The 11,379-nt window shown below is 71.0% G+C and carries 7 protein-coding genes and 3 pseudogenes; 5 read left to right on the forward strand and 5 right to left on the reverse strand.

What is annotated here, in order from left to right:
- Positions 1-21 precede the first annotated feature (21 nt).
- The 4 genes and pseudogenes from GUY61_RS27405 to GUY61_RS27420 form a co-directional block, all read right to left on the reverse strand.
- Positions 22-861: an alpha/beta fold hydrolase gene (locus GUY61_RS27405; protein ID WP_166632932.1), complete on the reverse strand. Its 840-nt coding sequence runs from the start codon at positions 859-861 to the stop codon at positions 22-24.
- A gap of 254 nt (positions 862-1,115) precedes the next feature.
- Positions 1,116-1,322 (reverse strand): annotated as a pseudogene (locus tag GUY61_RS40555) (amidohydrolase family protein); the annotation flags it as partial.
- 457 nt (positions 1,323-1,779) lie between these two features.
- The gene (locus tag GUY61_RS27415) at positions 1,780-2,397 is read right to left on the reverse strand and encodes a TOPRIM nucleotidyl transferase/hydrolase domain-containing protein (RefSeq protein ID WP_166632933.1); all 618 of its coding nucleotides are present in this window, start codon (positions 2,395-2,397) and stop codon (positions 1,780-1,782) included.
- 39 nt (positions 2,398-2,436) lie between these two features.
- Positions 2,437-4,620 (reverse strand): MMPL family transporter, encoded by a 2,184-nt coding sequence (locus GUY61_RS27420; RefSeq protein WP_166632934.1) that lies wholly within the window; start codon positions 4,618-4,620, stop codon positions 2,437-2,439.
- A gap of 168 nt (positions 4,621-4,788) precedes the next feature.
- Here GUY61_RS27420 and GUY61_RS27425 point away from each other — a divergent pair, with 168 nt between their 5' ends.
- The 3 genes and pseudogenes from GUY61_RS27425 to GUY61_RS40560 form a co-directional block, all read left to right on the forward strand.
- On the forward strand, positions 4,789-5,373 hold the full coding sequence (locus tag GUY61_RS27425) for a TetR/AcrR family transcriptional regulator (RefSeq protein WP_166632935.1): 585 nt from the start codon (positions 4,789-4,791) through the stop codon (positions 5,371-5,373).
- A 369-nt stretch (positions 5,374-5,742) separates the two neighbouring features.
- On the forward strand, positions 5,743-6,777 hold the full coding sequence (locus GUY61_RS27430) for a diacylglycerol kinase family protein (RefSeq protein ID WP_166632936.1): 1,035 nt from the start codon (positions 5,743-5,745) through the stop codon (positions 6,775-6,777).
- A gap of 76 nt (positions 6,778-6,853) precedes the next feature.
- Positions 6,854-6,991, forward strand: a pseudogene (locus GUY61_RS40560) (hypothetical protein); the annotation flags it as partial.
- Between the two features lie 43 nt (positions 6,992-7,034).
- Here the strand turns inward: GUY61_RS40560 and GUY61_RS27435 are convergent.
- Positions 7,035-7,658 (reverse strand): helix-turn-helix domain-containing protein, encoded by a 624-nt coding sequence (locus GUY61_RS27435; RefSeq protein WP_313896880.1) that lies wholly within the window; start codon positions 7,656-7,658, stop codon positions 7,035-7,037.
- A 234-nt stretch (positions 7,659-7,892) separates the two neighbouring features.
- On the opposite strand from GUY61_RS27435, the gene GUY61_RS27440 reads away from it, so the two are divergent.
- Together GUY61_RS27440 and GUY61_RS40565 are read left to right on the forward strand one after the other, a co-directional pair.
- Positions 7,893-11,108 carry a bifunctional cytochrome P450/NADPH--P450 reductase gene (locus GUY61_RS27440; protein WP_166632938.1) on the forward strand — a complete coding sequence of 1,072 codons (3,216 nt, stop codon included), beginning with the start codon at positions 7,893-7,895 and terminating at the stop codon, positions 11,106-11,108.
- A 164-nt stretch (positions 11,109-11,272) separates the two neighbouring features.
- A pseudogene (locus tag GUY61_RS40565) lies at positions 11,273-11,379 on the forward strand (zinc-binding dehydrogenase); the annotation flags it as partial.

The following is an 11,379-nucleotide window of genomic DNA, read 5'->3' on the forward strand; positions in this document are numbered from 1 at the left end:
GGTGTGGGGCGGAGCGGCTGGTTAGCGGAGGCTCCGGACGGCCTGTTCGACGATGCGGGTGACGGCGCCGGGGCGGGAGACGGACACCGCGTGCGAGGCGTCGATCTCGGTGGTGTGGGCGTGTGCGCGGGCGGACATGAAGCGCTGGGCGGCCACGGGGATGTTCCGGTCCCCGGTGGTGACCAGTGACCAGGAGGGGATCGTCTTCCAGGCGGCCTGCGTGGACTTCTCATCGAGCGCGGCGGCGGCGACCGGACGCTGCCCGGCGGCCATGAGCCGCGCCTTGTCCGCCGGCACGTCCGCGGCGAACTGCTGGTGGAACTTGTCCGGCTTGATGTAGACGTCGACGCCCCGACTGCCGTCCGGCAGCGTGTAGTTCACCGGGTCGATCACCTGGCCGAGGGTGCTGCCGGGGAACTTGTTCGTCAGTCCGAGCGAGCTCTCGCCCGTGTCGGGCAGGAACGCCGCGATGTAGACCAGCGCCTTGACCTTGCCCTCCAGCCCCGCGGCGGCCTGGCTGATGACGGTGCCGCCGTAGGAGTGGCCGACCAGGACCACGGGCCCGTCGATGTGGTCGACGACGCTGCGCAGGTAGGCGGCGTCGCCCGCCGGGCCGCGCAGCGGGTTGGCGGCGGCCACCACCGGGTAGCCGGCGCGCTGCAGCCGTTCGACGACCCCGTCCCAGCTCGCGGCGTCGGCGAACGCTCCGTGCTCCAGCACGATCGTCGGCCGGGCCTGGGGGCGGGGCGTCGCGCCGGCCGTGCCGGGGAGGGTGACGGCCGCGACGGACACACCGACGGCCGCGGTGGCGGCGAGCAGGGCGAGCCTACGGGCGGAGCGGGTCGAGCGGGTGATGCGCATCGCAGATGTCCTTTGGTCGTTGGGTTGTCGGCCCTGATCGGGTTGGGCTGTCGGAGCGGGTGCCGCCCCGCCGAGAAATATAGCGCCCTATTAAGTTGTGCACAACTTAATCGCCCTCAATCCTCTCCGGCCGATCGGAGCCGCCCGGAGCGGGATCGGCGCCGGGGACGCCACACCCCCGTGAACCGCCTGCGGCGTACCGCCTCGTACCGGCAGGGCCGGACCGCCGGTCGGGGCCGGACCGGCAGCGCGGCTCACTGCGCCGCGAGGCGTGTGCCGCGGCGCCGGACGGCACGGATGTCCGGGGTGTCGTCGATGTCGGTGGTGGGGTCTCCGTCCACCAGCAGCAGGTCGGCTCGCAGTCCCTCGGCGATGCGTCCCCGGTCGTGCGGCGAGAAGCGGCGCGCCGGGTTCGCGGTTGCCGCGCGCAGGGCGTCGACCGGTGGCAGCCCCGCAGCCGCATGGTGTCCGGCTGCGTCCAGCAGGGGTACCTGCGGCGAGAGACGTCCCAACAGGACGGTCGGTGTGCCGTGTTGGAGCGGACCCCGGACGGCGAGGCACCACGAGGGCGCTTCGCCGCGGAAGTACGCCGAGGACGCCGCCGCCCTGAGAAAGCGGGAGCGGGCCTGAACCAGCGCCGCCGGAAACCGGCCCGGTCGCCGAACCGCTTTCCGGCGACCGTCGTACAGCCGGACGGGAGGCCCGGAGGCCGCCCGGCCGCAACCGGTACGCCCGGCGGGCCCTGATCAGGCCGCGAGTGTCGTGGGGGCTTCGCGGGCAGCCCGAGGCGGCCGCGGGTGGCCACGAGGACAACGAGCGCAGCCGCGGTGGAGCCGAGCAGGAAGGCGCGTGTCGTGTAGTCGCACCTGGGGCACCGAACACGGCATGACGACCCCCGACACCCGGCTCCGCGCCAACTCACAGGGTCGTGAGGAGGTCGTCGAGTGGGGCCGGTACCTGTTCGGGGTCGAGGGCCTCGACGAGGAGGCGGCCGTAGCGGATCTTGCGGCCCTTCTTCGTGCCGAGGAAGCGCCGCAACTGCTGCTGCCGGGGCCGACCGTGGTGTGCGGGCTGGTGCAGGAAGGTCTGCCAGGCACGTAGGTCACCCTCGGTCCGGACGATCTCCTCGGCCCTTGCCGTGCCCAGCGCGCGGATGAGTTCGTCCTCCAGGTCCGTCACGCACACGAAGAAGCCTCGGCGCGGCGCCCGTGCCCGTTTCAGGCCGCGGTCGTAGTAGCGCTGCTCGCCCTCGTCGCACAGTCCTGCCAGCCGCAGGCCAAGGCCGGGCGGCCCGAGGAGGCCGGCGTAGCGGCCGACGTTCATAGCCCCGCCCATCGGCACGACGCACACCCCCTCGGCGGCCAGGTCACGGCCGTGCCGGGCGGCCAGCGCCTCAACGGCCGCGAGGTCACTCGGCCCTTCCAGCAGCACCGCCGTCCGCAGACCCAGTCGGACAGCCAGATCCCTCGCCGGCCCGCCGGGACCGCCGGCCGCCCGGCCACTGACCGCGTCCCGGAACGCCCGCATCTCCGCCATGGAGCGAGTCTGTACCTCCACCGGCGGCACGGCACGGGATTATTGGACGGCCCCGCTCGACTCTGTGACCGGCGATGGCCGGGTGCGGGGTGAGGCCGGGGAGCGTGCTGGGCGTGCGGGCCACAGCGCGTGGTCGCCGAGGAGGCGGACGATGGCGGGGACCAGGAGAGGCCGGATGAGGAAGGTGTCCAGCAGGACACCGAAGGCCATGGCGAAGCCGAACTGGAACAGTTCGCGGATCGGTTGGGTCATCAGGACGGCGAAGGTCGCCGCGAGGATGAGACCTGCGGAGGAGACGACGCCGCCGGTGCGAGTGAGCGCGGCGCTGATGGCCCTGGCCGGAGGCGCGGTGCGCAGCTCCTGCTTGAACCGGCTCATGATGAAGATGTTGTAGTCGACGCCGAGCGCGACGAGGAAGACGAAGATGTATGCGGTGACGCGGTTGCCGATGCCTTCGTCGCCGAGGACGGTCAGGGTGAAGAAGGCGGTGGCGCCCAGGGTGGCCAGGAACGACAGGACGAGGGTTGCTGCGAGGTAGAGGGGTGCGAGGAGCGAGCGCAACAGGAGGACCAGGACCGCTGTGACGATGGCCAGGACCAGGAGCGCGATGTAGGTCGTGTCGCGGTCGAGGGCGGAGCGGATGTCGGCGTTCTGCGCCGTCTCTCCTGCGATGAGTACCGTGGCGTTCTCCGCACCGGCGGCTTCGGCCGCGGCCCGCGCGGTTTCCTTGAGCGGACCGATCGCGTCGAGCGCCTCGGAGCTGTAGGGGTCGAGGCCGAGGACGACGTCGTAGAAGACTGTCCTGCCGTCCTCACCGAAGCGGGGGTGCTGTCCGATCCGGGTGACGTCGTCGGCGCCGGCAAGCGCGGCGGCGATGCCGGCGGGTGCGGGGCCGGACCGCAGGTCGTCCTGGGAACGGACGACGACGGTACTGGGTGCGATCTCACCGGGGCCGAACTCCTCCTGGATGAGCCGCTGTCCGCGTTCCGACTCGGTGGCGGTGCGGAAGCCGCTGAGCGGGTTGAAGCTCTCCTGATAGCCGAGCAGCCCGGCGCTCATCACCACGAGCAGCGCGACCACGGCCGTGACCACCCGAACCGGGGTGCGGGCGACGAGAGCGGCGATGCGGTGCCAGACGCCCGCGCCGCGGCTGCGTTCGGCAGCCTTGTCCACGCCCCCCGGCCAGAAGACGCTCCCGCCCAGCAGTAGGACCAGGGCGGGGATGAAGGTGAACGCCACCAGCGCCATGACGGCGACGCCGAGAGCGAGGTACGGTCCGAAACCGTGCAGCGCAGGAGAGACGGCCACGAGCAGGGCGAACATGGCGAGCACGATGGTGGAGGCGCTGGCGAGCACGGATTCGGCTGTCCGGCGCACCGCGGTCTGCATCGCGCGGGGTCGGTCCGGCTCGTCGAGGAGGGCCTCGCGGTAGCGGGCGGTGATGATGAGCGCGTAGTCCGTGCCCACTCCGAACAGCAGCACGGTCATGATCGAGGCGGTCTGGGAGCTGACCGTGATGATTCCGGCGTCCGCGAGGAGCGCGCCGGTCGTCTCCGACACGCGCATCGCCACGCCGACGGCGACGAGTGGCGCGAGCGCCATCAGGGGCGAGCGGTAGATGACCAGGAGAATGACGAGGACGAGCAGAATGGTGGCCAGGAGCATGACCTTGTCACCGCCGCTGAAGACCTTCACGGTGTCGGTGGCGATCCCGGCGGGGCCGGTCACGGCGACGTCGGTGGGCCCCGCGCGGTCGGATGCGAGGGCACGCACCTGGTCGACGGCGTTCCGGAAGGACTCGTCCGAGGGGCTTCCGGTCATGGGCACGATGACCAGCTGGGCGCCGCGGTCCTGCGAGACCAGCTCGGCCGCGGCGTCGGGAGCCGTCACCGTGGAGATCACGCTCGCGACATGGCGGGGCCGCTCGGCGTCCGACAGGGCTGAGGTGATGCGCGCGACGGCTTCGTCGGCGTTCGCCGCGGCGTCGGCGCCCTCGCCGCGCACCACGATGATCGCGGGCGTCGCCTCCTGGCCCGGCAGCTGCGCGCGGACAAGATCGCGGGCCTTCATGGAATCCGAGGCGGCGGGCGGCAGATTGGCGGAGGCGTTGTCCTCGACGGATTCCAGAGCAGGGGCGCCCCCGGCGAGGAGGCCCGCGATCAGTACCCAGAACGACACCACCACAGCGGCGCGTTTTCTCGATCCCAGGAGATGTCGGAGCATGCGGGAGTACGTCGGTTGCATCGGGCGGCCTTCGGCGGGAAGCACGGACAGAAGTTAGCGACATGGGTGTCTCTAAGTTGGCGTCAAGCTAACACAGTGCCCCTCTGCGCCCCGGACACGGGGGTAGATTGGCGTGAGACGGCGCAGTGCCGATGCGGAGCGGAGAGAATGCCCAAGATCGAAGCCGGCAGTGTCCGTGAACACCGGGCTCAGCGGCTCGCTCAGCTGGTTGACGCGGCCGAAGCAATCCTGAACGAGGGCGGTGTGGAGACACTCACCGCCGGCGCGGTCGCCGCGCGGGCCGGCATCGCGCGCAACAGCATCTACCGCTACTTCGACTCGATCGAAGACCTGCTGGAGCTCGTCGTGACGCGGGAGTTCCCCACCTGGATCGACGCCGTGGAGCGGGCGATCGCCGCCGGGACCACACCCGAGGAGCGAGCAGCCGCCTACGTCAGGGCCAACCTCGAACAGGCCGCGCGCGGCACCCACGGTTGGCGGGCCTCGCTGTCGCGCGGCTCGCTCTCCCCGTCGGCGCGAGAGCGCGTGAAGAGTCTGCACACCTCACTGCACAAGGCACTCGCCCAGGTTGTCGACGAGCTGGAGCATCCGCAGCCGGAGCTGACTGTCGCCGTGCTCCAGGCCGTAGTCGATGCGTGCATCCGCAGAATCGACCAGGGCGACGAACTGACGACGGTGTCCGACTTCGCAGTGGGAGCCACACGTCGGCTGCTCGCGGACAACCACCACTGACCCGGCCGCGTCCCCGACCGGGCAGGTGTGATGCCTGACCGTCGTGACGAACGCGGTGATCTGCCGGCACACGCTCACGGGCCGGCTCCTCGGGCGGGGCGTCCTTGAGGAGGTAGCCGGTGGTGCCGGCTCCGATCGCGGGGCGGTGCCCCGAGCGCGGCTTCGTCACCACGCCAGGTATCCCGTCCCTGGCGCTCGGGCGCGACCGGGGGCGTGGTCGGCCCCGTGCTCAGGGTCGTGGCCGGCCCGGCCGTGGCGGCAGCGAATCAACTGCCTGTGGTCCCGGCGTGCGTATGCCCAGACCGCACCGCAAGCTGGTGGTGCAGACCGTAGTTGCCGGGAAGGATGCCATGGAGGCGGTGGCCGCCGATGCGATCGCGGGCCGATGAACGCGAACCGCCGGATCCTGCCGCGACCGGGAGCGCGCCCCGAGTGGCGGCTGCACCCCGGCGGCCGTTTCTGATCGTGAATCCCCGTTCCGGGGGAGGGAGGGCGAGCCGGTTCCGGATCGCGGAAAGGGCCCGTGCGCTGGGGGCTCAGGTTCTGTTGCTCGATCCTTCCCGGCCCCAGGATCTGGCAGCTGTCGCGCGGCGCGCGGTGGATGACGGTGCGGATCTGCTGGGGGTGGCCGGCGGAGACGGCACGCAGGCACTTGTCGCCGGGGTGGCCGCGGAGAGCGGTCTTCCTTTCGTAGTCATTCCGGCCGGTACCCGCAACCACTTCGCGATGGACCTCGGCCTGGACCGTGAGGACCCCTCGGCCGCGCTGAAGGCCCTCACGGACGGCGTCGAACTGCGCGTGGATCTCGGCTACGCCGGCGAGCGGGTGTTCGTCAACAACGTGTCGTTCGGTGCGTATGCCGCCCTGGTACAGGACCCGGCCTATCGGCAGGACAAGGTCGGCACCACGGTGCGGATTCTCCCGGAGTTCCTGGCGCGCCACAAAGGCCCGGAGCTGGTGGTACGCGCCGGGCTGCTCACCGTGGACCGGCCCGATGCCGTGCTGGTGAGCAACAACCCGTACCGGGTCGATGACCCGGCCGGGCTCGGCAGGCGGGCGCGGCTGGATTCCGGGCTCCTGGGCGTCCTCGCCGCCAGGGCGGAGACGCCCGCCGAGACGGCCGCCCGCCTGCGAAGCGGACAGACGCACGGCCTGACCCATCTCGCCACCCCTGACGACGTCGTCGTCCACGCCGACGTCGCGGTCGTTCCCGTCGGGCTGGACGGCGAAGCCGTGACTCTGCCCGTTCCCGTGCGGTGCCGGATCGGTCCCCGGATGCTGCGGGTACGCGTTCCCCGCCTTCGGCCGGCCGCCGCACCCGCCGTGCGGCCGCCCGGCTGGGGCACCGTCCGGCGGGCGACCTCAGCGGTGCGGCGAGCCGTGCCAGGCCGCCGTACCGGCTGACAACGCCCGGTGAGCTTTTCCGGCGCCCGGAAGTGAGGCGCCCCAGTCGTACGCCCTCGTCTCCTGCAGGGACGCCGACGACGTGCGGGAGCGGCTGGAGTCGTACCTGTCGAGCCCCGAATCCCGCGCCGACGCGGAGGGCTTCGGCATCAGCCAGATCGCCGACGTCGACGAGTCCGTACTGGCGCCCGCCGCGGACTCACCCTTGCGCTGACAGTTGACCCGCGACAAGTGACGCAGCCGGCGGGGCCACGGCCTCAACGGCCGGCGCCCTGGCCGTCGCGCTCGGCGGCGAGCCGGCTTTCCAGGCCCGCGATCAGCGTGTCCATCCCCAGGCGGAACATGCGGTCCTCATCGGGGCCGGCATCCTCGGACCCGTCTTCGCCGGCAGCGGGTACGACGGGCTCGAGCTCCGACAACTTGTGAAGCGCGCCGTTGAGTTCGGAGGTGAGGACACCGATGACGACTGCGACGATGAGCGCGGCGATCTCCGGGACCTCCGAGCGCGGCACACCTGCGGCGTTCACGATCGCGGTGAGCGCAGTCCAGAACGGGTCGTCGGGCTGGATGAAGTCGGTCTGGTGGCTGAACGAGTAGGCCATCAGCTCGGGATGGCGGTGCGCCAGCGTCCGGAAATCCGTGGCGAGCAGACGGAAGCGCTCCTGCCAGGGAGCGTCCTCCAGGGTCACGGTGCGGAACTGGGCGCCGACCATTCTCGTCACGCCTCGCAGCAGGGCGTCCTTGTTCGGCACGTGGTGGTACAGCGACATCGGGTTCGCATCGAGCGCGGTCGCGAGTTTGCGCATGGTCAGCGCCTCGACCCCGTCCGCATCGATGAGCCGCAGGGCGGCGGCATAGATCCCGGCCTCGGTCAGAGGCACGTCCCTCTTCCTTGTTCCCCGCGGGGGACGCTTCACCTTTTCCATACCCCGTACGGTACCATTTCCATACATTGTATGGAAATGGCTTCGACCGCAGGGCCTCCGCACCCCCGGGCGGCGTTCGACTTTCCATACGCCGTATGGTACCAATTCCATACGGCGTATGTTTCTGCGTGCACCGCGGCATCGACCGGCGCCCTTGCCCATCCCCCTCCGTGCAAAGAGGAGCAAGCCATGACCACGAACTCCGGCTTTCGCCCCATACGGTCCCCGCGCGGGATCCCCCTCCTCGGCCACACACCGCGGATCCCCGACACCAATCCGGTGGAGTACTTCGGCGAGCTGTCCAAGCAGTTCCCCGAGGGCATCTACGGCATGGACATCGCCGACGTCGAGCAGGTCTTCGTCTACGACCCGGACCTGGTGGCCGAGGTCTGCGACGAGACCCGGTTCTTCAAGCAGATCGAGAAGACGCCGCTGAGCCATGTCCGGGACTTCACGGGCGCGGGCCTGTTCACGGCCCACCAGCATGAAGAGGAATGGGCCATGGCGCACCGGATCCTCCTGCCGGCCTTCAGCCAGCGGGCCATGAAGGCCTACTTCGGGCAGATGCTGGAGATCGCCGAGAATCTGGTCGGCAAGTGGGAGCGCAGGGAGGGGCAGCCGGTCAACATCACCGACGACTACACCCGGCTCACCCTCGACACCATCGCCCTGTCCGGGTTCGGCCACCGGTTCCGGTCCTTCGGCAAGGAGGAGCTGCACCCCTTCCTCAACGCGCTGCTGGAGGCGCTGATCGAGTCGATGCGGCGCTCGCAGGAGCTGCCGACGATGACCAAGCTCCGCAAGGCCGACGACAAGAAGTACCGCGAGAACATCCAGCTGATGCGCGACCTGGTCGAGAGCGTGATCAAGGAGCGCCGCGACGGGAAGGGCATCGGTGAGGAGGACCTGCTCGGCCTGATGCTGGAGGCCACCGACCCGGAGACCGGCAAGCAGCTGGACGACGACAACGTCCGCGACCAGGTCGTGACCTTCCTGATCGCCGGTCACGAGACCACCAGCGGTCTGCTGTCGTTCGCCACGTACTCGCTGATGCGCAACCCGCACGTGCTGGCCCAGGCCTACGCCGAGGTGGACCGCCTGCTGCCCGGCGACACCGTCCCGGACTACGACACCATCATGCAGCTGGACGTCATCCCGCGGATCCTGGAGGAGACCCTGCGGCTGTGGGCCCCCATCCCGCTGATCGCCAAGGCACCGGTCGAGGACACCGTCATCGGCGGCCGATACCAGCTGAAGAAGGGAACCAGGGCCAACATCCTCATGGGCGCGCTGCACTCCCACCCCGGAGCGTGGGAGGCACCGCACGAGTTCGACATCGACCGGTGGCTGCCGGAGAACCGCGTGCAGCAGCACCCGCACGCCTACAAGCCGTTCGGCAACGGCGTGCGCGCCTGCATCGGCCGGCAGTTCGCGCTCACCGAGGCCCGCCTGGCGCTGGCGCTGGTGCTGCAGAGGTTCAAGTTCTCCGACCCCGGCGACTACCAGATGGACGTCAAGGAGGCGCTGACGCGCAAGCCCGGCGGCTTCGAACTCGTCGTGCGGGCCCGCAAGGAGCACGAGCGGACCGTCTTCGGCGCCGCGGACCTGCAGACCGGCGACACGCAGGCGCAGACCTCGGTCAGCGGCATCGGGGTGAACCTGACCGTCGCCTACGGCTCCAGCCTCGGCTCGTGCGAGGACCTGGCGCGCGCCATCGCCGACCGCGGCGAGCGCTCCGGGTTCGGCACCACGCTGACGAGCCTGGACGAGCTGGGCGACAACCTGCCCGCCGAGGGCCTGCTGGTCGTCGTCGCCGCCAGCTACAACGGCAAGGCGCCCGACAACGCCCAGCGCTTCGACGAGCTGATCGCCGCCGGACTGCCCGAGGGCTCACTGTCGAACGTGCGGTTCGCGCTGCTGGGCGCCGGCAACACCCAGTGGGTGGCCACCTACCAGGCATTCCCGAAGCGGATCGAGTCCGCCCTGCTGGCCGCCGGCGCCACCCCGGTCGTCGAGCGCGGCACCGCGGATGCCGCCGGTGACTTCGACGGCACGGCCACCCGCTGGATGGACGCCCTGTGGGCCACCCTGGCGGAGGAGTACGCGGCCGACACCTCCCGGGCGAGCGGCCCGCGCTACCAGGTCCAGCTGCTCACCGAGGCGGACGTGCGCCCCGCCATCGTCTCCGAGCAGGCATACCCGCTGACGGTGGTGGCCAACGAGGAGCTCGTGTCCGACGCGACCGGGCTGTGGGACTTCGGCATCGAGCCGCCGCGCCCGTCCGCGAAGTCGATCACCATCGAGCTGCCCGAGGGCGTCACCTACGACACCGGCAACCACCTGGCTGTCTTCGCCAAGAACGAACCGGCCCTGGTCACCCGCGTGCTGACCCGGCTCGGTGTCGAGTACGACCAGGTGCTCCGGCTCGACCAGCCCGGCGGCGGCAGGACGCACCTGCCGGTCGGCGTCCCCGTCACCGCCGGCATCCTGCTCACCGAGTTCCTGGAGCTGCAGGACGTGGCCACCCGCTCCCAGGTCCACACCCTGGCCGAGTACACCCGGTGCCCCTGGACCCGGCCGCAGCTCCAGGCCTACATCGCCGACACCGCGGAGGCCGAAGAGCGCTACCAGAAGGAGATCCTCGGCAAGCGGGTCTCGGTGCTGGGCCTGCTGGAGCGTTTCCCGGCGGTCGAGCTGCCGCTGGCGGTCTTCCTGGAGATGACGGGCCCGATCCGTCCCCGCTTCTACTCCATCTCCTCCGCCCCGCCGGCCGACCCGCGCCGGGTGCGCCTGACCGTGGGCCTGCTGGAAGGCCCGGCCCTGTCCGGCGACGGCCAGTACCGCGGCACCTGCTCCTCCTACATCGCGGGCCTCGAGCCCGGAGACGTCGTGTACGGCTACGTCCGCGTGCCCTCCCCCGCGTTCGCCCCGCCCGCCGACCCCACGGCACCGCTCATCCTCATCGGCCCCGGCACGGGCATCGCACCGCTGCGCGGCTTCCTGGAGGAGCGGGCCTGGCAGCACGCGAACGGCACGCAGGTGGGCCTGTCCCAGGTCTTCGTCGGCTGCCGTCACCCGGAGCACGACTACTTCTACAAGGAGGAGATGCAGGACTGGGAGCAGTCCGGGATCGCGCGGGTCCACACCGCCTTCTCCGCGGTGACCGGCCACCCGGCCCGGTTCGTGCAGAACGCCATCGCAGGCGCCGCCGACACGGTGTGGCAGGCCATCGAGGACGGCGCGTACATCTACGTCTGCGGTGACGGCCGCCGCATGGCACCCGCCGTTCGCGAGGCCCTCGCCGCGGTCTACCGCGAGCGGACCGGCAGCGACGACGAGGGCGCCCAGCAGTGGCTCGCCCGGCTCGAGGCCGAAGAGCGCTACCAGCAGGACGTCTTCGCCTGACCGTCGCACGCCGGAAGGCGTGTGACCCCCCGACGCCGGGAGGCGTGCGGCACACCCCCGCTGCCGGCCGTACGCCTCCCGGCCACCACAAGCCCGTCAGACACCCCACGGCACCCGCCGGCCCCAACCGCCGGGGCGGTGCCGCTCACAGAAAGCAGATCCCCATGGACACCATGCTCGCCGGACGCTTCCACCTGGACAGCAAGAAGTTCGCCGTGGAAGAGGTCCCCGTCCCCGTGCCCGGCCCGGGCGAGGTCCTCATCGAGGTCAA

The sequence above is a fragment of the Streptomyces sp. GC420 genome, from assembly GCF_009916105.1.
Taxonomy (GTDB): domain Bacteria; phylum Actinomycetota; class Actinomycetes; order Streptomycetales; family Streptomycetaceae; genus Streptomyces.